The organism is Legionella qingyii, from assembly GCF_003184185.1.
Map to the genome: position 1 here is coordinate 1 of NZ_QHJG01000010.1, position 24,741 is coordinate 24,741.

The window sequence follows — 24,741 nt, forward strand, 5'->3', positions numbered from 1 at the left end:
TCAAATCAATGGGTTAGTCTAGACTAACTTGATTAAAATGCCCCCTTTTTTGGGGTAGAGCCCTTTTGCTCCGGATGTGTCATTCAAGCCAAATTTGCGTATTCTACTTAATAATTTCTTAAGTTTTCTACAATAAATTACCCGCCTCTTGAAGTCGCATACATAAATAAGATTTGTTTCTTATTTGATAGAATAACATTTAATCGGGAACCAGGTATGAAATCCAAATTTGAACGTTCAGAAATACTTAATGATCTAATCAGTTTTATCAATGCACCAAATTATATTACTCATTACAAATTATTCACTTCTCTAAGAAGTGATAGCGCTAATATTGAAGTCAATAAAAAAAACATTGCTTATTATCTTGGGACACATGAAGTCTCGCCTGAAATACAGCTTACCATTCAATTAATGTACTGCAAAATAAGCCTTTGTCAGCGAAATAACTTAATTCATAATATTGAAAAAATTATGAGTTTAGTTAATGAAATAAACCCTGATAGTGCAAAACATCTAGACCTGCTATTTGAAGATTTAAGCTTCGCCATCATGTCTGCTCCTAATGATTATCAAGTTCAACTTCCGGCTCAATGGCAATCTCTCATTCCTAATTATGAGAGAAAGTCAAATTTACAAAGAGCAATATACTGTATTGGTCATGCTTTACGTGCACAGCAGAACAACACCACTGCCTGGCTAGTTTTAGGGCAGTTATTTATCCAAAAAAATGCTAATTGTTTCGATTTGCCATATTTCATAAATATCTTCGAAAAGAGTAATATAAGTTTCAAACCATACGCTTATGCGAATTTCTGTTTTCAGCAAGTATTAGAAGGTAAATCGGCTGAGTCTCATAAACAGCTTGCACAATCTTTTATGCAATTAATTAAAATTACTTCAGATAATGCCGCAGCTAATCAACATCAATTTTTTACAGTGAATCCTGCTCCTCAAGGGATTCCAACTGAACTATCAGCAACGCCAGTTGAGCAAATTGAAGAGCAACATAAGATAATAAAGAAATTTGAAGATCGCTTGGCACTGGCATATTTACAGCGTTCTAGCTTTAAAAAAAATCAAAATCAGCTAATTAATTTTCTCTTTGCTAAAGACTCTAATCTAACAATTAAAGAGTTAAAGTCGGCAATTACTAATGCTGATTGCCTGATTGAACTTATTAATAAACTCTTACCCAAAATATTGCGTCTACCATTCATTTACGCGTTGTTTAATCATCCTGAAATTCAGATGAGCCGAAATTCCTCTACTAGGCCTAGTGATGAAGTATTTTTAAAGAAAATCATTAAAAGCGTAGATGATTTCGAAGCTATTATTAAAACCTTACCAGAGGATAAAAGTTCTTATAAAACACAGGAACGACTGAGGAAATATATAAAGATATCAAAGCATATAAAAAATCTTTATGATCTTGCGCGTGAAACTCCTGACAATCCAGTTTCCCTGAAAAACCAACGTTCTTTATTAACAACCAGAGGTTCATCTCCCCCCCAAGTTAATCGATATCCAGGTACTTTGTTTCATAGAAGATCATCCATATGTGAGGCTATAGTTATTGAAACAGATACAAATCAGGAGAGTTTAAAAAGATCATTTGCACCTAGTGATGAGCCGGAGGTAAATGAACCTGCTAACAAAAGACAAAAATTTTAGGGAGCCTGTTTCTGAACAATAAGCTCAGTAATGCAAATAGAGAATTTCATTACTGGCTTAATGGAGCAAAACGAATTACAACTCTTTAACTAGCCCATAGTCCAACGGAACGAATATTTTCGTACAGGACTTGATGAGATCAAAATGAATAAATCGCGTTATACCGAAACACAAATTGTCAAAAATCTAAAAGAAGTTGAAACGAGTCGATTGGCTAATCAAATATATGGTGAATGAATAATAACAGACGTGCTCAACTGATTATCTGTGCAAATCGCTTTAACTTGTATTATATTTAGAATAAGTCTATTTAGGTCGAATTGTTGGTGGAATCATGAAAGTAATCGCCCCTGCTTTAGCTCTATCCTTATCTTGTATTGTATGCACAGTCAATTCTGAACCGAACAATACTCAAACGAATAACGCCCAACCTAAAATTGAAGATTATAAATTAATGGTGAATGGACAGCCTTTTATAATCAAAGGGATGGCCTATGCACCTGAACCCAAGGGCTTTCCTGGTAATAAAATTTCTGGAAAATCCGAGTATGGTTGGGAATATAAAAATGGAGCCTGGCTATGTATGCCAGCGAATCAATATGACCCCAATGATTGGAAATCACCTTGTGATGATGATGATTTTTTTGGAACACTGAAGATTGAGAGTGCTGCGAATGCAACCTATAACAGAGAATTACAGAGTAAGTGGGCCCGTGAACTAGATCAGATGCAAAACATAGGAGTCAATACTCTAAGATTGTATAATATCAATTCGGTAGGAAAAGATCATATTACATTTTTAGACGAAGTTTCAAAAAGGAACATGTATGTCATTTATCCCATTTTAACCGATCACCTTTCAAAGCAAGCAAATTATGACAAAACCAAAATTGTCAATTCGATTAAAGAAGTTTGTGGTAATAAAGCAATTCTAGCATTTACTGCAGGAAATGAATTGCCTGTATTTGAAGATAAAGCAACTCTGGCTCGGGTTAATGAAGTAGTGGATTTAATACACCAAAATTGTCCGGGAAGTTTAGTGACCTATGCAATGGCCGATGATCCTTCAAAATGGGCTGTGTCTAAGGAAGGTGGAACCAGTGAATTAGTAGAAAAAATTCCGAATGTAGATTTTATTACAGTAAATGCTGGTTACCGAGGCGACCCTTCAACAAATGCGTCTCATGGATACAATGAGCTATTTTTTAATCAAATAAAATTAACCACCGAAAAGTACAATAAGCCATTTTTGATAGGAGAAGTAGGTAAGCATTTGAATGATAAATATGGCCCCACATGGTTTAATGCAGTTTTGAAAATCATTTTGAACCGCTCTGCCGAAGCACATAATTTAGGTGCCGTCTTTTTTGAATACAATGATGAACCCATTAAAAAGTCTGCAGCAGGAACTTCAAATGATATTACTATGGGCATAACTAAAGCAGGAGTATTACAGCCTGGTACTGAGTCAACTGTACAAGATCCTACCAATGAGCTGAAAACTGACTTTCAAATGTTTACTGGATCGGATTGCAACTTCCTTAAATGCAATAGTCAATAACTCATCGCTAAAGTGAGGGGAGCTAAAAAAATTATGCTTTTATATGATTTTCATTTGTCCATCTCATTTCAAAAGGCAGCCATGCTAAAAACAAGAATTTCAAAAAAATAATGTACAATTGGCTGCCTTGAACCAGAAATTTTACAAAACAGACAATTTATCTAAAAGTTCGCTCATTCATTCACTTTAAGAATTAATAAAACACCTTTTTACATTATTTTATTCAATCATTTTATTGATCAAATAATAACCACAAGTTCTATACTTTAAGAATATACTGAAATCAAGAATGGAGTTCTGTCATGTATTCCAAATATGATAAACTCATTTACATCAATTTGACCCAAGATCAAATAACGGCAAATATTGACACACTCATAATTCATGAAACACCCGCTATTCTTGTGAAAATTCCAAATGGAAGTGATCTTAAAATTTTGCAAGGTCCTGAGTTCTTTCCCGGACCGATTACAAACCAAACTAAAATATATTTTTCGGCTCATGGAAGAGAAGAGTTACAAGATCTTGTTCTTGATAGACAAAAAGGCGATCCGAATCTTTACAATCTAGATGATGTTGCTACTTATTTTGGAAAACTCCTAACAAATCCAAATTTTAAAAATCCTGATATAACACCTCGATTGACACTGGTGATGTGTGTATGTGAAGGATTGGGTTTTGCCAAAAACTTACAAAAAAAATTACTTGCCGACTATGATTTATATATTGATGTGATTGCTAATAAAAATGTATTACACGAGCAATTTATAAAGCCTTCCCATGAACGCATGGTGTATCTTAACCATAGAGAAACATCCGTCAAAGGTGTGGGTAGAGAATATAAACGACCACATAGTAAGGTGTTATTGACCATTGATAGAGGAGGTTCACAACAGGAAATTGATGCTTATGAATTGAAATGGATAGAAAATGTCCTCAATGGGATTCATCAACAAGTAGCAACATTTAATAAATGGGCTAATTTTGAAAATCCAGAAAATTTTAGCATTTTAGAAGGGCTTATTACCTTTTGCAAGGATGTTGATGCCCTTGTTTCGTTATCCATAGGTAAAGATATTCATTTGACTGCTAATAACCTCTTGGCATTGTTACAAAGTTGTCAGAAAACTTCTGCCGATCCGCTGTATGTACAAGCAATGAAATTTGAAATGTTTCAGTTCGTGACAAAAAATCTTATTAATGAAGGAGTAAGATATATTAATCCAAATATGGAGATGCAAGAATATTTAAATGCTCTTGCGGAACTTGAATCACAGCAGAATAAAATGATTCGAGATGAAGCAGCTCCTAATCTATTTCAAGCACAAAAAGCTATTTATTCTGGATTACTAGCAGAAGCTTCGGAATATGGTATAGAGTCGGTATTAGATAAACTTGAACAAGCAATGCAAAGTGAAACGCTCGGAATGCGCCCTTCCTAACATCGAGAAAGTAAGCCATTCTTGGTGAAGTATAATGCAATGAATGTGATTTATTTTAAATTAGAAGATAACTCAATGGTTAAAATTCATAAGTTCGTTCTAATGAAAAACTACTTTCAATTTTGATATCCAGTGTATGAATTTGCTATGGAACGTAAAATCAACATGACCATGAATATAGAATAAATTTGAAAATTAATTAGGGTCGTGGCAAACAATGAAATAAGATACTCTCAGGCTATATTGATAAAAAATATTCAAAATGATTTACACGATACAGAACGAACGAAATATAGATTTTACTTATAATTACAAACAACCTGACGAATATCATTTCAGTCTTGATTCAATTCATCTTGCAAAATTTGTAGCAACACAATTGCAATACCATACCGATCTTGGTTCATTAAGAGTATTAGACCTCTGCGCAGGATGCGGGGTCATTGGGTTTGAATTATCATGGCATCTTCAAGAAATCCGGCAGATTGATTTTATTGAGATTCAAGATATTTACACTGAATATTTTTATCATAACTTGGCTCACATCAATCGGCCTGAATTGAAATTTCGTTGGTATCTTTTAAATTATGATGAACTACATCACAAAAAATGGGAAGGGAAATTTGATTTGATTATTAGTAATCCACCCTATTTCCAACCAGGCCATGGAATGCTTTCCCCTTCCACATTTAAAAATCGTTGTAGATTTTATTTAGATAGCTCTTTTCAGAGTTATATTCGAGCGCTAGAAAATTCGCTTGCTAACAAAGGTAACGCTTATTTTTTATTGCGCTCATTAAAACATCATGGGCTTGATTTATTTTCTGATACAGAAAAAATCCTACAGGAAACCTCAGTAACAGCAAAAAAAATATCGCATTTCCGTGGTTCAGATATTATTTTATTAGAAAAACTAAAATAAAGTTTAGTCAGTCTAAGTTGGGCCGTGCCCACTAGGCTGGTTTCTAAGTTAACTGGCTAAATCGATTAATGTTTCGGTTTATTCTCTTCTACAGCAGGGTTTGTCGCCTCATATGCTTCTCTATTCGTTTGCGATAGATGCAATCCATCGGTAAAATCCAAATAACCCGCAATGTGCAGGGCCAAATCTTTGGGTAGCGCATATTGCTTAAACAATCCCATAAGAGCATTTGGCGTTAAATTATTTACTTTTTCTTCTTCCTTAGTTAGAAAATCTTTTATTTCCTGACTTAGCGCTATATCAATCGGTTTCGCGGTATAGCCTTGACTAAAATCTCGATAAACAGAATTTAGGTGAATGTAAAAGGGAAGTTTTAATAGTGCCCTTTTTTGTATCTTAAACAAGGATCCAAAAAGTTGCTTAATTTGATCTAAATTACCTGCTTCAATCGACTCAACATAGCCTTCAACGGTAGTTTTATTAAGTTTAAAGAGTTCAGTAAATATTGGTAAGCTTATAAGTTCACCTTTGGAATAACTATAAGTAACTTCATCCACAAAATATTTACCTGCATTTAACGTAATAATTTCGGCAAGAGATTTTGGAATTTCAATTACTGGCCTGCTGCCCAATAAATATGGAAGTGGTTTTTCGCAAAAACCACTTTTTTTAATATAAATACCAAAATCAAGATTAGTTGACTTAGTGATTTTGACAGTCATAATCCAAGGATATTGGCCATTTTCTTTACCAAGTGAAAAAATGAACGTTCCAACGTCTTTATCTTTTAAAGCAGTTTTGATTTGCTCTTCATTAAGGTCTAACTGTTTCCATGTCAGCGATAATAAAGAATATCCTGGTAGTTTAGCTTTTTCTTTTACGGCCTCAATTTGATTAAATGGAATCCAATAGCACAACGTAAGACGATTAACCATCGTGTGCAAATCTTTAAAGGTACCCTGGTGATTTTGCAATATAAGACTACTGCCATCGGCAGGATTTTTAGTTACTAAAAGATGGGAGACCTTTATTTGATTATCTTTCCCTCTAACAACGAAGCTCAATGCAGCAATTGCATCTTTTTGACTAGAGGGACGCAATATAAAAGTTCTAAAAGGCATATTTCTGAGTCGCTTTTCAGCTTCAGTTCGATCAATGTCATAATAACATGAGGGATAGACCAAGTCAGATTTCTCGCGCATAAAAAATATCAGATGTATTTGTTTTATGTAGTATATTATTCGATTTATTGCAAATCAAATTGAGTCATTGGTGATCAAATTACAGGGTGATTTAAAGTTTCCAAGAAATACAATATGAAAAAATAACACGTGATGGATTTTATCGATAATTTGCAAGGTGTTCCGATTCAAGAGGAATAAGGCATTTGGGATCAATTAAATCAGTGTCTTTCAATGAAGGTTACTTCGAAAATAACTGATTTATTTGAAGTTTTAAAAGCCCCATCAGAACGAACTGACAGAGCTTTTTAAAAGTTACTAGAGTCTGTTGACATTGCATTTAATTCCGCCTACCTATTTTTATTGCGCCTTTAGTGGATTCCGCGCATAAAGCACGGAACGTAGGCTAATGAAAAAATTGTCAACAAACCCTAACGGTCTTACGCCATCGCTGCGGCTTTCTTTTCTTTCTCTTTGGCAATAACTGCTTCAGCTACATTGTTTGGACAAGGAGCATAGTGAGAGAATTCCATTGAGAATTGACCACGACCAGAGGTAAGAGTACGCAATGTACTGATGTAACCAAACATTTCTGAAAGAGGAACATCGGCCTTAATGCGGACACCAGCAGCACTGGGCTCTTGGCCTGAGATCATACCACGACGACGGTTCAAGTCACCAATCACATTACCAACATCCTCTTCTGTGCTATAAACGTCAACCTTCATGATGGGTTCAAGCAATTGTGGACCAGCTTTTGGTATCGATTGACGAAAAGCACCTTTCGCTGCGATTTCGAATGCGATGGCTGAAGAGTCAACGGCATGGTAAGCACCATCGGTGAGGTTAACTACAACATCCAATACAGGGAAACCAGCTAAAGTACCTGAATCCATCATTGAACGGAACCCTTTCTCGATTGCAGGGAAGAATTCTTTGGGAACGTTTCCACCCACAACGGATGTGATGAAAGTGAATCCAGTATTTGGCTCGCCTGGTGAGATAGTATAATCAATTTTACCATATTGACCAGCACCACCTGACTGCTTCTTGTGAGTATAGCTGTCTTGAATCGATTTGGTTATCGTTTCACGGTAAGCAACCTGTGGTTGGCCTACTATCAACTCAACATCGTAGGTACGCTTCAGAATATCCACTTTAATATCAAGGTGTAATTCCCCCATACCACGGAGAATGGTTTCACCTGAGTCTTGATCAGTTTCCACTCTAAACGTTGGATCTTCTGCAACCATCTTACCAATAGCAATAGCCATTTTTTCGGTAGCGCCTTTATCTTTTGGTGTGACCGCAATAGAGATAACTGGCTCAGGGAAAACCATCGCTTCGAGTGTGCACTCATGATTCGGATCGCAAAGAGTATGGCCAGTTCGAACGTTTTTCATGCCTACAATCGCGATAATGTCACCTGCTTCAGCACTTTGTAATTCATGACGCTCATTCGCCTGCATCTCAACCATACGACCAACCCGTTCAGTTTTACCGGTAAAGGAGTTGAGAATCGTATCCCCTTTATTTAGTCTTCCTGAATAGATACGTACGAACGTTAGAGCACCAAAACGGTCATCCATAATTTTAAATGCCAAGGCGCGGAATGGCTCATCAGGAGAAACGATAGCGTATTGGCCATTTGGCTCACCTTCAGCATTGGTCAAAGGTTGTGGATTAACTTCATGTGGAGCAGGCAAATAGTCAACAACTGCATCCAATAATAGCTGCATCCCTTTGTTTTTAAAGGCCGAACCGCAATAAGTTGGGAAGAAGGCTAATTCAAGCGTACCTTTACGGATACAACGCTTAATTTCTTCTATTGAAGGTTCCTCACCTTCTAAATAAGCCATCAACAACTCATCATCCATTTCAAGTGCCGATTCAATTAATTGCGCACGATACGTTTCAACATCGTCCTTCATATCGGCTGGTACGTCTGTAACTTTGTAATTTTCTGGCTGGCCAGACTCATCCCAAACATAGGCTTGACGAGTTAATAAATCGACCACACCTACGAAGCTGTCTTCAAAGCCAATTGGCAAAGTCATGATTAAAGGATGTGCACCTAATACTTTTTTAATTTGCTCAGTTACTCTCAAGAAGTTCGCGCCGATACGGTCAAGTTTGTTTACGAAAATCAAACGAGATACTTTTGAGTTGTTCGCATAGCGCCAGTTAGTTTCTGACTGAGGTTCAACGCCGCCAGAACCACAGAATACGCCGATACCGCCATCGAGTACTTTCAGTGAACGATATACTTCTACAGTGAAGTCAACGTGTCCTGGGGTATCGATTACGTTGAAGCGATGACCTTTCCAGAAGCAGCTGACTGCTGCTGACTGGATGGTAATACCGCGCTCGGCTTCTTGTTCCATGAAATCGGTTGTTGATTCACCATCGTGAACCTCACCTATTTTGTGTATTCTACCAGTGAGCTTAAGAATACGCTCGGTAGTGGTGGTTTTTCCGGCATCTACGTGGGCGAAGATACCAATATTTCTATAAAGGTTTAAATCAGTCATAGCGCTCTTATAAAGTTAATGGATAAAAATTTGTCACATATTGTACAGTATTTTAACCGGATTTGCAGCAAAAACTTGTTCCATTAATCATTTTTTTATGATTATTTCGCGCTAATTCTGTTGATGTATCTCTGTATTTAGATGATTTGAGTGTATTTTATGCGCTATAGTATAAACAATACATAATTGAAGAGAGTACCATGGTAGACGTCATTAATCTTAATAAAAAGAGAAAGGCTAAAATTCGTTTGGAAAAAGAAAAAAGAGCTTCTCAAAATCGCATTAAATTTGGAGGGACAAAAAAGGAAAAGCAGATAGAGAAACAGGAAAATGAACGTAATGAACGACTTCTGGATGGTCACAAGTTGGAAAAAGAGGAGAAACAATAAAATTGTTTGCCTATCTAAGATTGTTCACACCGAAACCAGGAACTCTCTGCTTTACTCCATTCTAAATAGTGCCCTTTTACTTCCTGAAATTGAATTAAAGCCCCTTTAAAAATGGCTGCCTCCTCAGCACTCAGGCGTGATAGGAGTTCTTCTGTATCAACATTGGGTGTTACCATTTCATCACTTGAAATATAGTGTGGAAATTCCAAGATTTTCTCCATTTCTTTTTCTGCTCGTAAATACTCATCTATTAGCTCTTTTACGGAGTAACCTGGAATTATGTTTGAATTAAGAATTAAAACAGGTAAAAAATTTTCACGCATTAATAAAAATTGGGATAAAAGCATGGAATATGTACGGCCTACCCCGTCTTGAAAAGGATGGTGTAATACCGTATGTTTTAAATATGTAAATATTGCGGTCAACTTATCTTGTTTTGTTTTCGCATGTTCTAATGCGTCTTCTAATTGTTGAATATGCTCGGAACAAACTGCATGTAAAAATTTACTGGAATCACTCTCATTTTTTTCTTCAGAAATATAGGAAATAACAGCGCCTTCTTTTAAATTGTCCCATATTTTATTCGCAACTAAATGAGTATCCTCAGTCAGAAAATTTGAAATGTATTCTTTACTCTCCTTATTTTGTATCAAAAAAACCAAACCAGACTCCCCCATTTTTTCCTCTACTGATTTTAGGTATTCAATCGTTTCGATTAATCCCTCGAGTGAATCAGTGTTAATATTCATTTGCCATGAGGCACCAATACTGCGAAATTCACCTGGAGTTTGAGCTAACATGTTCTTTACCCCCGAAGTGCAGGTTTTATGTAGCTCTTTAATAAAATCCAGTGTAAAGAGTCGATCTGATAATATATTTTCTACAACGAGGCTAAATCCTTTGGCAACATTTAATAAATAGCCAGGTTCATTATCTTCAAATCCTAACCAGCCTTGATGCTTATTAAAAAGTGAAGTAACACGCTCACTTTTTCTATCTTGGGCATGAAATATATTGTTTAGTACAGTTAAAGCTTCGTGGTCACCCAATTGTTCTGCAAGCTGGTATACTTGTCCTATAGTGACATCTTTTACAAGTTTTTCAATTTCAGAAACCGGGATATTTTGGGCTTGCTCCTCGGATGCCCCATTCATTTTTGCATATAATACTCGATATAACCCCTGTCTAAAATCATATCGCGCTCGTTCCACAAAAAACCGCCAAAATTCATTTTCTGGAAAATGTTTAAAAAAATGTTCTAGAGCGCTTTCTTTAAAAGTCTTGGAGTCTTTTTTCCTAAAAAACTTATGGAGCATGATGGCCAATCATTTAAATGAAATTAAGGTAATTATAGAGCATTTTGGTGTCATTTAGCGTAATGTATGACCTTCCTATAATAAAGATGACTCTAACACTGAAATTCAATCTGCTCAATAACAGATCACTTACTATTAGTAAACTATAATTATTGAAAAGATATTTATCACTCCAGCCATGATATAAATTGGTATAGGAAATATTATGAGTTTTAGCAATGATACCGAGTTAGGCTCACAATCTGAGCAGTTAATAGCTCAGATTGGCTTTTATACACCCATATCCTCAAGCAATTCTGATACAAATCAAAAAGAGATAGATAGTCATTTTGTAGTCGATCGTCTTTCAGGAGAAAGTGTAGCAAAACTTTATGAAGGAATTATCGAATATAAGTTAAAATATGCACAAGAAGTTGAGAAATATAAGAGAGACCATGGAATCACCAGTGATGAGGATAAAGAAGAAACCAATGATCGTACGTTCTTTAGAAAACAATTTATAAAATTGGTTGCAGAACAAAATGCTTCAAAAGATGGTAAATATCGCGGAGATCCTACAGTTCGGGAAACAAATCCTGAAAAGGCAACTATTTCAATGCATAGTTTTCTCGGTAAAGAAGGTACTGAGTTGTATAAACTGGCCTTGGAAGAGGAAATGAATAGCAATGAATACATGAATGCAGTTTTTCGATCCTCTACCACCCATTTTGAAGGAGAGAAATGGAAGCAACGCCCAGTTGTTATTGTTGCAGGACCTTCAGGTAGTGGTAAATCATTTGCTGCTAAAGCAGCTGTGGAGAAATCAACAGAACTTCTTCCTAAACAAGAGGGTGATAAATCTGGAAATGATGTGGTATCTGTTGACGGTGGTGTCATTCGCGAAGTCTCTCAAATGAGAAAATTAGTAATTCAGGCTGCAAATAATAAAGGGTATACGGGTATTTCAGATTTACACTCAAAAAGCAGTATCTTGGAGGATGTAAAAGATAGAATGCGAGAGGCTGTTTTCGTAACAGTATCACCTGATAGTGGTCTACCATTACTTGGTGTAGTCATTCCTGAAACGTTCTCATCTAATCTTAATCCAGCAAGAGGTCCAAAATTACTTAGCGACATTGAAAAATTACCCAATTCAAAACCAATATTTTGTCGAGTAGACGGTGAAGATTCTACTTTATTTCCAAAAGTTGTTACTTATATGGGAACAAGAAGAGCCTTGAAAACATCTGATTTTCCCCAAACTGATGATCCAAAGCAGCCACCATCTCTTGATTTGAATAATACGAAAATTCCTGAATCGAAAGCCTATGGTAAAAAAGGATTTGGTTTCGGACAATTTGGATCAAAATCAGCGGAAAAATGGTTTAAAAAACATAGCCGAGACAATTTAACGATGATTATTACTAATGATCTAGTTCTTAAAAAAGAAAATCCTGAAGGTTCTCATAATTGGATTGATGCAAATCCCAATGATAAAGGGACCGTTTTAGTTTCAAAGCGGGTGTTCGATTCATGGAAAAAAGGACACGAAATCTTTAATCCTGGGGATCCAAAAGCCGTGCCATTACATGATTTTATTGAACATTTTAAGTTTGGCTCCCTAATAAAAACTTCTGCAGAGATCGATTTAGCCATAGCAAAAAAAGAAATTGAAATACGAAGATCGATAGTTGCTTATGATCTGGAAAAAGCCGTAGTTAAATATGGAGCTCAGCATTATGCAGTAGCAAAATTAAAAGAAAAACTAGACCATCTAGATATTATTTTGAAGAATATTGAGATTGTTGGTACAAAGGATAAAGAAAGTGTAGATCAGTTGCAACAACAAATAATTAGTGCAATTGATGAAATGAAAGAAAATCAGGAGTTTGCATATTTTAGCAAAACGAAAAAGGCATTAAAACATGCAGTTAAAGCATTAGGTAAATTATCTGATGAATTAAATGATGCTGAGAAAACTAGCCAACTTCAACAAGGTTACAGAGATAAATTGCAGGAGCTTAGATCGACATCTCCTAATGCGGAAAAGGAGCTTACCATTACCGAGCCAAGTATTCGTAAAAATGCAAATCCTTAATCAGTACATCTCATAGAAGAGTATTCATTTAACTGGCCACCAGGCAATTCTCGTTTAAAGAAATTTAAAAATATCGCCGATACAGCTTTAAATAAGTCCCATCATTTTCTAATTCAATAAGATATTTGTTAACTGTACCAATGAGATCCTCATGATTTGTATTGGCCATAATCCCATATCCTGTTCCCATTGGAGCACCAACTGCTCTAAGTTGATCACTGCTATTAGCAACCCAATATTCAACTATGTCACTATCGAACAAGGCTACATCGACGTCACCGTTATTGAGTGCCTGTAACACGTCATCTACAGTATTATATTCCTGTACCTGAGCTGTATCACCAAATTGCGATGCGACCCAAGCCTTGAAAATAGTTCCCTTTTCTATTCCAACAGTTTTACCCTGAATATCATTAATTGCTTTAACTGAACTCGATACCTTGGTTACATATTGCCCACCACCGATAAGGTAAGGCATACTAAAAAGAACGCTTTTCTCTCTATCCGGGGTAATCGCTATTGCGCCTATGGCTAAGTCAATTTGGCCATTTTCTACTTCATTAAATAAGTCCTTGAAAGTAATATTAGTGAAGTGACAGTCCAATTGCGCACGTTGACATATTTCCTTCATGAGATCGATTTCAAAACCATAAAATTGGGTTTTATCTTTTAATGGGATTTTAAAAGGTGGGCCAGAATCTGATGTACCAATGAGAACTGGCTGCGCAAACAAATGCAAAGAGCATAAGAAGCAAGCTAGAAATAATTTTAGGCGCATAAGACTTCCTTATCCATTTACTTTTTATTTTAGACCAATTTTAACTCATCTAAATTTTGAACAAGAACGGTATTTTCTTCTGAGTCCATATAACTCATCGTTTTATTTAAATTTTGATCTCCAACGCTATTAAGGGTTCATATAATTTGAGTACAATTGTCATAGAGTACTCCAGTTATTTGAAGTAAAAACTAATTTTCATGGGCTATAATTTGATCAAATAGTAGAGATATTGCCATGACTCAGTTTTCTAAAATGAAAATGCATACAGGTTGGTTAGCTAATGCATATCATCCTTTTTTCGATGAATCTCCAATTTATAGTTGGGGTTACATGTATTATGATTTAAATGGAAACTATTTCCAAATCATGTCTGAGCAACATTTATTAACAGATTTTTTTCATAATGAGCTCTACGCAACACAAATACTAAGAGATATTGAAATATTAGATTATGAATATTATGTCTCAAACGTTTCCGGCGATAATTTCCTAGATGATGAACTGAAAGGAGTTGTGACCGCGCGAGGATATACTTTTTTTTATGATTTTATAAAAAGAAATAATACTCCTACTCAATTTTCTACAGAAATCATTACTCTTGCCTCTACTTCAGATCCAATTAAATCAAACAATTTCATATTAAATAATTTAGGTATTTTAGATAAAGTTTGTGAAGATATCGCGAATAAATGTCGTAAGCTATTAAGTAAAGAAAATTTATTAATCTTGCCAAAAGACTTCACGATGAAAGTGAATGAAACATTTGCAAATAAAAAGGACCCTCCTCTAAATTTACACAATAAAATCTTAAATTATGCAAATAAATCACAAACGATATCTGAATTTTTTGATAAGACCTTTGATTTCACGCAGTTGCCATTTAGTTTTTTAGCATGTAAGAACCTTACTCATAAAGAGAAAGAAATTATTTATTTATATTATTATGGTTTCAGCTTACCTCGTATAGCAAGCATACTGGAAATTTCAAAACGTACGGTTGACAAGAATTTGGAACATATCAGAAATAAACTCCAATGTGAGAATAGCAGTCAAATTATTCCTGCCTTATTAAGATTTGATAAATCGATTATGTCTGCCACAAAGAAGTCATAGGATTAATTTTTCGCAGAATAGTTTTTAAAATTTCTAAACCCATATGTTTTAGATAGGTCCAGAGATGTGGAACAAAATTTAAGGAAAATAAGAGCTATTCCTAGACGTTCAGTTTAATCATCCCACTCACAGAATGGCTTATCCACAAGTCCATGGGCCAGTAGAGTTTTCATTGTTTCGGATAGATCTGCGGACCATGTGGGTAAGGTATGTTACAGAGATCTCATGCTTTTTTACTATATCCAAATTATTTATAAGCTGCTGTGAAGTATCAGAAGGACTGTTGTGGTCTTCGGAAATAAATTGAGCGCTCTGATCGATGTTTAAGATTTCGCATTGCTCATTTTAATCCTAAATAAGATTAACCATATTACAGCAAATAAATTAGAAAAAGGCCCCTATTTCTATTCGTCAAACTATAATTTTATTATTGGAGAAGAATTCCGCATCTAATGGAGATAAGATGAAAATTTCCCGGAATATGATGAATAAGGCCATTGAGGCTAAAATTATCACAGAAAAACAAGCCAATGATTTAATTGAGTTCATAAAAAAACTACCCGAACAAAGCCCAGGATTTAATTTAACGAATGTTCTTTATTATTTTGGTGGACTGATAGCTATAGGTGCCATGACATTATTCATGAATTTGGGATGGGAAATGTATGGTGGCTGGGGGATCTTATTTCTCTCAGTGTCCTATTCCATTCTAGGCATCGCACTTACTCATAAGTTACATGATACTGGATATAAAATTCCGGCTGGAATATGTGCCACCTTTGTAATCTGCCTTACTCCCCTGGCTATATATGGACTTCAACAAGGAATGGGTTGGTGGCCACCAGATAATACGGTGTATCATGACTATCATGTCTATGTTAAATGGAACTGGATCTTCATGGAGCTAGGGACACTTATCATAGGAATAATAATGGCCTGGATCTATCGTTATCCATTTATGATTATGCCCATTGCAGTTACTCTTTGGTACATGTCTATGGATCTTACCTCTATGATTGCTCCTGATACTTATACCTATGAGCTAAGTGCTATGGTTTCTATGTATTTTGGAATAATTACCGTATTAATTGCTTTTTGGGTAGATGTCCGCTCAAGTCATTCAGCAGATTATGGCTTCTGGCTTTATATATTTGGAGTTATGGCTTTTTGGGGAGGATTGAGCGCACAACATTCAGACAGTGAGCTATCTAAATTTATATACTTATGCATCAATCTATTAATGATCTTGATTGGAGTCATTTTAAATAGAAAAGTATTTGTACTATTTGGTGCTTTAGGTTCTTGTTGTTACTTAGGATATTTAGCATTTCGGGTATTTAATCTCAGTTACCTATTCCCTGTCGTTTTGACGGCTATTGGCTTTGCTATTATTTATTTAGGTATCATTTGGCAAAAAAATGAAGCGCAGATAACGCATAAAATCCGCTCGATACTACCCAAACCGTTACAGGATTTATTACAGTCTAGAGATCAAATGGAATAAGCGGACTATTTCTTTAATGATAGATAATCCTTCTGTTTCAATTTATTTGTTAAAACCAAATAATGTCTATAATTAATACATGGTGTCATAAAAAATACGCACTCTATTTTAATCAATTTCGATTTTTGAAGTATTTTTTATTTATCCGGAGTGTTGGTATGAGTATTGGGAAACAGTTCCTCGGCTTTTTTAAAAGCAAACCACAAGTTCTTAGTAAATTAGCATCAACAATAGATCATAATGTACCCTATTATAGAATTCATGGTACTTTTCCTGATAATGGTTTACCAATGAGAGGTAATTTTGACAGAGTAACTATTGAGGCACTTGCCAATTACATCTCAGGAAACAAACCACTTATTACGTATGGAGGAACTGTTGATCTCGATGTTTTATTCACAGGCTTTCTAAAAGACAAAAAAATTGAAAATGGAATGAATGGGCTCATCGTAGGAGTAGCAGAAAGAGTGATAGAGTTGTCTTCTTTATATGAGCCACTGGTTGATCACTTTACAGATTTAAATCCAGAAGCCACACCTAAGAAAGTTGCTAATTTTGTAAAAAAACATGAAGCAATTATCGAGTCTTTACCCGAAGAACGTATTATTGCTTATATAACTGATTTAAAGGATTTTCTAGAAGGAGAGATTGTAAAAAACCATTTTGCCAATGTGAATTCCCAATTACCGCCTACGGTTACAATACATGAGTTACAAGATTCAGACTTTATTCGTGATTTATGGGAGGATGTTATGGCCTGTAAAGATACATTAAAAAATGAATATTAAATAACAGCTCAACTTGTCTAGAATTTATTACGCATTTCTTATTCATATAATCTAAACACCATAAAGTAATTTTTTTTACCAATAGGTCTATTTTATAGACATTTAATTTATTTAATATAAAATCATTGTGTCTATATATTAATCGACACAAACACGAAAAGGGTTTTATATGAAATTTGAAAATTCTACATTTGAAGAGCGCTTCAATGATTATTGGAATAGTAATGTTGTCACGCTAGATATTGCTATTCGCAGCTGCTCATTAGGCCTTAATTTATTTGAAATACGCTCCAGTGCTCTCCAATTAATTGAAACCTACCAACGGCATATTTTGAATATTTTATCAAATTTAACGCGTCAGATTTATTTATTCGATGATAAAGAATATGTCCAGAAATACATAAAAAATACCGTTGATCAAGCGATTGAAGACCTTTCTTTTTATAAAAACATATTCCCTGAATATAAAGAAATTCCCGCTGAATTTTTAACAGCCCTTATCAATGCTTCATCCTCAGAATCAGAAAATATCGCATCGAACAGTTTTTTCTAAAATGTATTTGAAATCTCGTGATAAGCGTTATTCATTCACATTAATTTGCCTGTATCTATACTAGTAAATACAGGCTATACCCTATTTTTATAATTCTGCAGAATATGTTCTTTGAGGTAGTTCTTGATCATATGTTTTTATATGGTGATGAAGTCTACTCGTCTTATCCGTATCAAAGAAATAGGGAGAGTAAGTCAATTCTTCTCGTGGAGATTTTTTAACAAAACAAAAAAATGTTGCCTTTGCTACATCGGTTACTGAGCGAATTTCTTCTTTAATTAAAGTAAGTCCCAGTTGTTTTGCGATCACATCAAGAATATTTTTTGAGAGATAATGAGATTGATATTCTAATTTAAATTTTATAAGAGCCTTCATTGCTGCTTCAGGACTGGAAATTTGTTTTTTATCAATGCTATATCTTAGATTTAATAAAATATGAGAGAGGTCCAAGATATCATCATCAAAGCAGTTCGCATGCTCTGATAAAAAGAGAACTCCACCGGGTTCCAAAATTTGACTTGCTTGTTTTAAACTCTCAAATTGTGCTTGAAAACCAGGAAAATGATGTAATGAATGATTATACATAACAATTGCAAATTTTTTCTCTTTAAGAGCGCCTAATAAATCGTTCCCATCATAAATATAATGGTTGCTAATTTGTGCCATGTAATCATTTTTACTTTTTTTATCACTGCTATTTTCCCCGCCCCAATCGATTTCAGATTGGATATCAATTGCATTTCCTTCCATCCCTAGATGTTTGCTTACCAAATAAGTCATTGCGCAATCACCTGCACCTATATCAAGAAGAGCTTTTCCTTTTAACTTCGCTCTGTTTTGTGGAGATAAACCAGTAGTGATAATTCGGGCAATATTTGCAGATTTAGACTCCTGATATTCTTTATCAGTCATTGGAAAACCCATTTTATTCTGCATACCAACCGTGAGGTACCATTGATATATTACTTGCGCGATTTCCGTATCGGGAATATCTATAGGATATGCGTAAAGTGTTTTCATTAAATCGAATACTGCTTTTTGATCTATATCTGCAAACGCATATAAGAAAACATTTTTTGCTTCGTTCCTACGAGCTGAGGATTTTAATAATTTAATTATTTGGTTAGGCTTTAATACTTGTGGATCATTTTGATCTGAAGATTGTATTTTTGTGTCTGACGTAAGGACGCTTGTTTCTTGATTTAAAGATTGGGAAAGTAGGGAAATTATAGGCATCATATTATGTAATTAAATACGGAGTTTGTGCGAATTATATGTTAACTATTCATCCTTTTAAATCATTTTGTTTTATGATTTTACATTTTACATGATGATAGAACTCAATAAATAATAATATTGATGGTAAATACTTTTTTACTGTATCCTGCTTTTTGGGCATTAGCTGGGATGCAATTATGAAGGAACCTTTCCATATTTCCAATTCGCTAGAATTATTGTTTAGTTGTTTGTTTTTATTAATCATTCTTCTAGCAACATGGAATATATTCCAAAAAGAACATACGATACTTAGAAATTTCCCTATCATCGGCTATATACGTTATATCGCTGAATCATTAGGAGTCTATTTAAGGCAATATTTTTATGCCCGAGACCGTGAAGAATTACCTTTTAATCGCACCGAGCGAACCTGGGTGTATGAAGCAAGCAAAAATACCGACACAACTATAGGATTTGGTACGACTCGGGACCGAAGGCCCTTGAATACAATTTATTTTGTTGACTCACCTTTCCCTGTTCTTAAACGAGATGTAGTTAAAGCACACGCAGTTACAATTGGACAACATTGTAAATTTCCCTATACAACGAATTCGTTAATCAATATTTCGGCAATGAGTCATGGGTCGATTTCACAAAATGCTATTCTTGCTTTATCTCATGGAGCAAAGAATGCGGGCTGCTGGCTCAATACTGGAGAAGGTGGATTATCACCCTATCATTTAGCAGGAGGATGTGATTTGGTTGCTCAGATAGGTACAGCAAAATATGGATACCAAGATGAGCATGGCAATTTGTCTGATGAGAAATTAATAAGAGCAGCAGCACATCCTCAAGTTAAAATGTTTGAAATTAAACTAAGCCAAGGAGCTAAACCAGGAAAGGGCGGATTATTACCTGCAATCAAGGTAACCAAAGAAATTGCTAAAATTAGAGGCATTCCATCCCATGAAGATTCCATTAGCCCGAATCGTTTTCCTGAAATTTCAAACTCGTTTGAATTGCTCAATCTAATTCATTATGTTCGAGAGGTAACCGGTAAGCCCACTGGATTTAAAGTAGTTCTAGGAAATTACCAGTGGTTAGACGAATTATGTCAGGAAATCATCGAACGTGGTGTAGAGTATGCGCCAGATTTTATTACCCTTGATGGTGCTGAAGGTGGAACAGGGGCCGCTCCGTTAACTCTGGCAGACTATATGGGTCTAACCTTAACAGAAAGCCTCCCTGTTCTTGTTGATAAATTAGTAGAATATAATTTACGGGATCGAATCAAAATCATAGCCTCTGGCAAACTAATTACTCCAGGAATGGTAGCTTGGGCTCTCTGTGTTGGAGCGGACTTCGTTAATTCTGCGCGTGGATTTATGTTTGCGCTTGGTTGTGTACAAGCTATGAGATGCCATAAAAACACCTGCCCAACGGGGATTACAACCCATAACAGATGGTTGGTAAGAGGCTTAAATCCCAAAAGTAAGGCTGTCCGTGTTTATCATTATGTAAAAAATTTAACTTATGAAGTGGGCGTTATCTGCCATTCCTGTGGAGTAGAAGATCCCAGGGAATTAAGACGACATCATGCCCGCATTGTTTCAGAACATGGTACATCTGTCTCTTTAGCAGATGTCTATCCTCCAAAGAAAAAAGGAACGAACATTGATAACAAGAAGAAGGATAAAAAAGAATAGCCTGGGTAAAGCAAAGCCCAGGTTCCTATCTTCATAGATTAGGCCGAAATATCCTTTTGCGCTCTTTCTACCGATAAATAAACGCTGATTATAGTAATCACAGCCAAAATAATGAGATAGACAGAAACAGGCCAAGTATTTCCATGCGCCCATTCTACTAAACCAGTAGCAATCAAGGGAGCTAATCCTCCAGAAAATGCAGCGGATAAATGATAAGCGATAGCTGTTCCACTATAACGAATACGTGTTTTAAAAAGTTCTGAATAATATGCTCCCTGAGCGCCATGCATCATCGCATGAGGAATACACATTCCAAAAATTACAGCAAAAAATATCAATGCTGGATTTTTTGTTTGCAATAACCAAAAAAATGGAAATGCAAATAAAGCCATCGATAAAGCACCTGTAATGTAAACTGGACGCCGACCAATTCGGTCCGAAAGTGAACCAAAATACGGAATCAAAAATGTTTCAAAAATAGCCCCAATCATTACTGCGTAGAGAAGAATTGTTTTGGATAAATGTAATTCAAGCGTTCCATAACTTAATATAAAAACAGTTAAAACATAAAATGAAGCACTTTCAATTAAGCGTGCCCCGATTGCCAAAAGAAAATTTCTAAATTGAGAACGTAGCATTTCTAATGCAGGGATCTTAGGCGGATGTTTATGATTTGTTGCCGCCACAAAAATTTTGCTCTCCATAATCTGCAAACGAATATAAAGACCAACAAGAACAACAATAAAACTAAGTAGAAAAGGAACGCGCCAACCCCAAGATAAAAATTGCTCCTTAGGAAGTGCAGAAAATACAAGAAATATTGCTATGGAAATCACTAATCCAAAGGGAGCTCCAGAGTTTGGCCAGCTTGAATAAAACCCTCTTTCCTTTTCTCGGCTCACCTCAGCAGACATCACAACAGCTCCAGCCCACTCACCACCAACTGCAATTCCTTGGATACATCGTAAAATGACCAATAAAAATGGCGCAAATATCCCGATCATTTCATAGGTTGGAAGTAATCCAATTAAGAATGTAGAGCCCCCCATCAAACATAAAGTAAAAACAAGCATTTTCTTTCTGCTTACCCTGTCACCAAAATGACCAAATATTAGCCCTCCAAGTGGCCTGGCAAAAAAACCGACCGCATAAGTCGCATAGGCAGCCATAATACCAGCTACTGGGCTAATTTTAGGGAAAAAAAGAATGTTAAAAAATAAAGCGGATGCAGTCCCAAAAAGATAGAAATCATACCATTCGATTGTTGTTCCAATAAAACTGGCAAGAGAAACTCTTCTGGAAGCTTTGGACTTGGGATCTTGTCGTATTATTGTCATAATTCCTTATATTAACAATAGATTAGTTCACTCACATCCTATATGAATTATAGAAAGAAAGCGAATAAATTACTGTTAACAACATAAAGTATCGTTGTATCTATCACTACAAATTGTGCAATTTCAAAAATCATTCAAATCGCACTTATTACATTCTTTCGGGATATTTTGCTACACTAAAATCACAGATTGGATTTAGGAATTTTTAAAACAGTAAATCTAAGTAAGGTAAAATAAGGAAATTCCATATGAACTATTTAGAGCTTATTCTAAAAACTCTAAATAAATTTGCGCAAAATTTTATTGCGCTAATTCCCAATATCATTATTGCAATTATTTTTGCAATAATGACTTATTTTGCTGCCAAATTAATTAGTCGTCTTGTAAGTTCGTTTTTACCTAGAATAGCAATTCGCGCTAACTTAGTAACAATTTTCCATAAATTAACCATTATCATTGTATGGTTTATAGGAATATTAATTATATCAGCGATCTTAATTCCATCAGTTACTACAGCAAATATTTTAGCCACTTTAGGATTAACCTCTGTTGCAATTGGCTTGGCATTCAAAAATGTTTTTGAAAATTTTTTTACAGGCATTTTGATCTTGCTCAGAGAACCTTTTAGCATTGGCGATTTTATTGAGGTCGGATCGCAGCATGGCGAGGCTCAAGGTTACGTTCATCGTATTTCTGTTCAAAATACTCATTTGCGTAAAACAGACGGTTCACGAGTATTCATCCCCAACTCTACAATGTATACCAGTATAGTACGGGTGTTTACTGATGAATCACTCAGACGTGAAAAAATTGTTTGCAGCATTGATTTTAATACTGATATAGAAAAAGCTCGCTCAGTCATTAAAGAAGCGATGAAACAGTGCAAAACTGTTTCTAAAGATAAGTATATTCAAGTCTATGTGGTTTCTTTTTCTTCTAATGGCATTGACTTTGCAATATATTGGTGGACAAATCCCGAACCCAGCCAGCAACGTCGTTCACTTGATGAAGTACTCACAACAATTAAAAAAGCACTTGATAACGAAAAAATTCCGATGACCTATTCCACTCAAGTAAGTTTTGTTGAACCTTTGATGATTCATAATAAAGAAAAAATTGATAACCAAGACCATAAAAATGATAAGTAAGTCCTCACATAATTCCTCCTTCAGATCGGGATCATATAGGTAAAGTATAATAATTGTTCTAAATAATAGAGCAACGCTTGAGTCATTAACCGCTCAGAATAAAATCAATACTGTACTGATTCAATTAAAAAGAATAGAATCGTTTTGTCATATTATTTTACTGATCTGTACATTCGGATATTTCAAAATGAGCCAGCTTTTAGATCTTTCACTTCTAAAAAAAAATCGTGATTTCAGGCTTCTTTATTTGGGGCAATTCATTTCATTTATCGGTACCATGATCAGCAATGTTGCGCTGCCTTATCAAATTTATCAAATTACCCAATCGACCTTCGCCGTCGGATTATTAAGTTTAGCCCAGTTATTACCCCTATTAATCACCGCATTAATTGGTGGTGTATTTGCTGATCGATACAATCGACGAGGATTATTGATTATCAGTGAGTTACTTCTTGCCGTAGGATGCTGCCTGCTTGCACTTAACTCATATCAAACGACTCCTTCTCTGAGTCTCATTTTTATCGTTTCAGCTTCTATGTCAGCCATTACCGGATTACATCGGCCTGCATTTGATAGCATTATACAACAAATTGTTAGCCGTAATGATTACAAAAAGGTAGGAGCACTAGCTACATTCAAATTCAGTTTTTGTATGATTATTGCCCCCGCTCTTTCTGGGCTTATTATTGCTCACTATGGCATTGTTATCACGTTCTTAATTGATCTAATGACCTTTTTTATGTCATTAATCGCTTTAATCAGAATCCATTCAATACCCAGGCCTGTTATGCAGGAGCATCCTTCTATTCTATCTTCTCTAAAACAAGGAATTTCCTTTGCCTTTAATCGGCAGGAATTAATGGGGAGCTATATTATTGATTTTATCGCCATGGTTTTTGCATGGCCTAATTCTTTACTTCCTGCCATAGCCCAATCTTTGGGGGGAGCTAAAACTTTAGGTTTACTCTATTCTGCACCCGCTGTTGGGGCATTGATTGTTTCATTTATCAGTGGCTGGACTGCAAAAATAAATTATGATGGAAGAGCCATTGCCGTTGCCGCAGCATTATGGGGTGCTGCCATCATTGGGTTTGGCTTATCAAACTCACTTTGGCTTGTGCTGTTTTTCTTAGCACTTTCTGGAGCTTTTGATGCTATAAGTGGGATATTTCGAACTACATTGTGGAATAATACCATTCCAACAGAATATCGTGGTAGATTAGCTGGTATTGAAATGATCAGTTATTTAAGCGGACCTAAATTAGGTGATACACGTGCTGGATTTATCGCCTCCAGTGCTAGCATCCCCACTGCATTGATATCAGGTGGCTTGTTATGCATTATAGGAGTAACCGTCTGTTGTTTGGCCTTTCCAAGATTTTGGCATTATCGTTCACATCAAACAAATGCCATGGATGGTTCTGGTGGGCCTGAGAACGGCGCTGGTCATTAAATAGATCCGCAAACCAATCAGAATAATATTTATGAATTATAAATTGA

At 35.4% G+C, this 24,741-nt stretch carries 19 protein-coding genes; 13 read left to right on the forward strand and 6 right to left on the reverse strand.

The window, feature by feature from the left end; all coding sequences use genetic code 11:
- Positions 1–216: 216 nt before the first annotated feature.
- The 4 genes from DGG96_RS07450 to DGG96_RS07465 all read left to right on the forward strand — a co-directional run bounded on the left by DGG96_RS07450 (position 217) and on the right by DGG96_RS07465 (position 5,599).
- Positions 217–1,674: a hypothetical protein gene (locus DGG96_RS07450; RefSeq protein WP_110142112.1), complete on the forward strand. Its 1,458-nt coding sequence runs from the start codon at positions 217–219 to the stop codon at positions 1,672–1,674.
- A gap of 334 nt (positions 1,675–2,008) precedes the next feature.
- Positions 2,009–3,235, forward strand: coding sequence for a glycoside hydrolase 5 family protein (locus DGG96_RS07455; protein ID WP_110142113.1), 1,227 nt, complete (start codon positions 2,009–2,011; stop codon positions 3,233–3,235).
- A gap of 302 nt (positions 3,236–3,537) precedes the next feature.
- The gene (locus DGG96_RS07460) at positions 3,538–4,677 is read left to right on the forward strand and encodes a hypothetical protein (protein WP_110142114.1); all 1,140 of its coding nucleotides are present in this window, start codon (positions 3,538–3,540) and stop codon (positions 4,675–4,677) included.
- Positions 4,678–4,939: 262 nt separating this feature from the next.
- Complete coding sequence (locus DGG96_RS07465) at positions 4,940–5,599, forward strand: methyltransferase (protein ID WP_110142115.1); 660 nt, start codon at positions 4,940–4,942, stop codon at positions 5,597–5,599.
- Between the two features lie 65 nt (positions 5,600–5,664).
- On the opposite strand, the gene DGG96_RS07470 is transcribed toward DGG96_RS07465, so the two are convergent.
- Positions 5,665–6,801: an SH2 domain-containing protein gene (locus DGG96_RS07470; protein ID WP_110142116.1), complete on the reverse strand. Its 1,137-nt coding sequence runs from the start codon at positions 6,799–6,801 to the stop codon at positions 5,665–5,667.
- 419 nt (positions 6,802–7,220) lie between these two features.
- Positions 7,221–9,311, reverse strand: a complete 2,091-nt coding sequence (fusA, locus tag DGG96_RS07475; RefSeq protein ID WP_110142117.1) for an elongation factor G — start codon at positions 9,309–9,311, stop codon at positions 7,221–7,223.
- A gap of 200 nt (positions 9,312–9,511) precedes the next feature.
- Between fusA and DGG96_RS07480 the strand changes: the two genes are divergently transcribed.
- On the forward strand, positions 9,512–9,700 hold the full coding sequence (locus DGG96_RS07480) for a DUF4169 family protein (protein WP_110142118.1): 189 nt from the start codon (positions 9,512–9,514) through the stop codon (positions 9,698–9,700).
- Positions 9,701–9,714: 14 nt separating this feature from the next.
- Here the strand turns inward: DGG96_RS07480 and DGG96_RS07485 are convergent, their stop codons facing one another.
- A complete protein-coding gene (locus DGG96_RS07485) occupies positions 9,715–11,016 on the reverse strand; it encodes a Fic family protein (RefSeq protein ID WP_110142119.1) in 1,302 nt (433 codons plus the stop codon).
- Positions 11,017–11,221: 205 nt separating this feature from the next.
- Here DGG96_RS07485 and DGG96_RS07490 point away from each other — a divergent pair, with 205 nt between their 5' ends.
- A complete protein-coding gene (locus DGG96_RS07490; RefSeq protein ID WP_199739227.1) occupies positions 11,222–13,093 on the forward strand; it encodes a hypothetical protein in 1,872 nt (623 codons plus the stop codon).
- Positions 13,094–13,157: 64 nt separating this feature from the next.
- Here DGG96_RS07490 and DGG96_RS07495 read toward each other — a convergent pair whose 3' ends face one another.
- Entirely contained in the window at positions 13,158–13,805 is a 648-nt protein-coding gene (locus DGG96_RS07495; RefSeq protein ID WP_407656326.1) for a transporter substrate-binding domain-containing protein, read from the reverse strand.
- 327 nt (positions 13,806–14,132) lie between these two features.
- Here DGG96_RS07495 and DGG96_RS07500 point away from each other — a divergent pair, with 327 nt between their 5' ends.
- The 4 genes from DGG96_RS07500 to DGG96_RS07515 all read left to right on the forward strand — a co-directional run bounded on the left by DGG96_RS07500 (position 14,133) and on the right by DGG96_RS07515 (position 17,832).
- On the forward strand, positions 14,133–14,987 hold the full coding sequence (locus tag DGG96_RS07500) for a helix-turn-helix transcriptional regulator (RefSeq protein WP_165831588.1): 855 nt from the start codon (positions 14,133–14,135) through the stop codon (positions 14,985–14,987).
- Positions 14,988–15,450: 463 nt separating this feature from the next.
- On the forward strand, positions 15,451–16,491 hold the full coding sequence (locus DGG96_RS07505) for a DUF2157 domain-containing protein (RefSeq protein ID WP_110142122.1): 1,041 nt from the start codon (positions 15,451–15,453) through the stop codon (positions 16,489–16,491).
- A gap of 158 nt (positions 16,492–16,649) precedes the next feature.
- Complete coding sequence (locus tag DGG96_RS07510; protein ID WP_110142123.1) at positions 16,650–17,279, forward strand: hypothetical protein; 630 nt, start codon at positions 16,650–16,652, stop codon at positions 17,277–17,279.
- A 169-nt stretch (positions 17,280–17,448) separates the two neighbouring features.
- Complete coding sequence (locus DGG96_RS07515) at positions 17,449–17,832, forward strand: hypothetical protein (protein ID WP_110142124.1); 384 nt, start codon at positions 17,449–17,451, stop codon at positions 17,830–17,832.
- Between the two features lie 87 nt (positions 17,833–17,919).
- On the opposite strand, the gene DGG96_RS07520 is transcribed toward DGG96_RS07515, so the two are convergent.
- Positions 17,920–19,071 carry a class I SAM-dependent methyltransferase gene (locus DGG96_RS07520; RefSeq protein WP_199742193.1) on the reverse strand — a complete coding sequence of 384 codons (1,152 nt, stop codon included), beginning with the start codon at positions 19,069–19,071 and terminating at the stop codon, positions 17,920–17,922.
- 176 nt (positions 19,072–19,247) lie between these two features.
- Here DGG96_RS07520 and DGG96_RS07525 point away from each other — a divergent pair, with 176 nt between their 5' ends.
- Positions 19,248–20,756 carry an FMN-binding glutamate synthase family protein gene (locus DGG96_RS07525; RefSeq protein WP_110142126.1) on the forward strand — a complete coding sequence of 503 codons (1,509 nt, stop codon included), beginning with the start codon at positions 19,248–19,250 and terminating at the stop codon, positions 20,754–20,756.
- A gap of 38 nt (positions 20,757–20,794) precedes the next feature.
- Here the strand turns inward: DGG96_RS07525 and DGG96_RS07530 are convergent, their stop codons facing one another.
- On the reverse strand, positions 20,795–22,093 hold the full coding sequence (locus DGG96_RS07530) for an MFS transporter (protein WP_110142127.1): 1,299 nt from the start codon (positions 22,091–22,093) through the stop codon (positions 20,795–20,797).
- Between the two features lie 248 nt (positions 22,094–22,341).
- Between DGG96_RS07530 and DGG96_RS07535 the strand changes: the two genes are divergently transcribed.
- Both DGG96_RS07535 and DGG96_RS07540 read left to right on the forward strand, forming a co-directional pair.
- Positions 22,342–23,241 carry a mechanosensitive ion channel family protein gene (locus DGG96_RS07535; RefSeq protein WP_110142128.1) on the forward strand — a complete coding sequence of 300 codons (900 nt, stop codon included), beginning with the start codon at positions 22,342–22,344 and terminating at the stop codon, positions 23,239–23,241.
- 187 nt (positions 23,242–23,428) lie between these two features.
- Positions 23,429–24,694: an MFS transporter gene (locus DGG96_RS07540; protein ID WP_110142129.1), complete on the forward strand. Its 1,266-nt coding sequence runs from the start codon at positions 23,429–23,431 to the stop codon at positions 24,692–24,694.
- The last annotated feature ends 47 nt before the right edge of the window (positions 24,695–24,741 follow it).

Coding starts and splice junctions, on each gene's coding strand:
- DGG96_RS07450 (WP_110142112.1), top strand. CDS start 217: ATGAAATCCAAATTTGAACGTTCAGAAATACTTAATGATCTAATCAGT.
- DGG96_RS07455 (WP_110142113.1), top strand. CDS start 2,009: ATGAAAGTAATCGCCCCTGCTTTAGCTCTATCCTTATCTTGTATTGTA.
- DGG96_RS07460 (WP_110142114.1), top strand. CDS start 3,538: ATGTATTCCAAATATGATAAACTCATTTACATCAATTTGACCCAAGAT.
- DGG96_RS07465 (WP_110142115.1), top strand. CDS start 4,940: ATGATTTACACGATACAGAACGAACGAAATATAGATTTTACTTATAAT.
- DGG96_RS07470 (WP_110142116.1), bottom strand. CDS start 6,801: ATGCGCGAGAAATCTGACTTGGTCTATCCCTCATGTTATTATGACATT.
- fusA (WP_110142117.1), bottom strand. CDS start 9,311: ATGACTGATTTAAACCTTTATAGAAATATTGGTATCTTCGCCCACGTA.
- DGG96_RS07480 (WP_110142118.1), top strand. CDS start 9,512: ATGGTAGACGTCATTAATCTTAATAAAAAGAGAAAGGCTAAAATTCGT.
- DGG96_RS07485 (WP_110142119.1), bottom strand. CDS start 11,016: ATGCTCCATAAGTTTTTTAGGAAAAAAGACTCCAAGACTTTTAAAGAA.
- DGG96_RS07490 (WP_199739227.1), top strand. CDS start 11,222: ATGAGTTTTAGCAATGATACCGAGTTAGGCTCACAATCTGAGCAGTTA.
- DGG96_RS07500 (WP_165831588.1), top strand. CDS start 14,133: ATGCATACAGGTTGGTTAGCTAATGCATATCATCCTTTTTTCGATGAA.
- DGG96_RS07505 (WP_110142122.1), top strand. CDS start 15,451: ATGAAAATTTCCCGGAATATGATGAATAAGGCCATTGAGGCTAAAATT.
- DGG96_RS07510 (WP_110142123.1), top strand. CDS start 16,650: ATGAGTATTGGGAAACAGTTCCTCGGCTTTTTTAAAAGCAAACCACAA.
- DGG96_RS07515 (WP_110142124.1), top strand. CDS start 17,449: ATGAAATTTGAAAATTCTACATTTGAAGAGCGCTTCAATGATTATTGG.
- DGG96_RS07520 (WP_199742193.1), bottom strand. CDS start 19,071: ATGATGCCTATAATTTCCCTACTTTCCCAATCTTTAAATCAAGAAACA.
- DGG96_RS07525 (WP_110142126.1), top strand. CDS start 19,248: ATGAAGGAACCTTTCCATATTTCCAATTCGCTAGAATTATTGTTTAGT.
- DGG96_RS07530 (WP_110142127.1), bottom strand. CDS start 22,093: ATGACAATAATACGACAAGATCCCAAGTCCAAAGCTTCCAGAAGAGTT.
- DGG96_RS07535 (WP_110142128.1), top strand. CDS start 22,342: ATGAACTATTTAGAGCTTATTCTAAAAACTCTAAATAAATTTGCGCAA.
- DGG96_RS07540 (WP_110142129.1), top strand. CDS start 23,429: ATGAGCCAGCTTTTAGATCTTTCACTTCTAAAAAAAAATCGTGATTTC.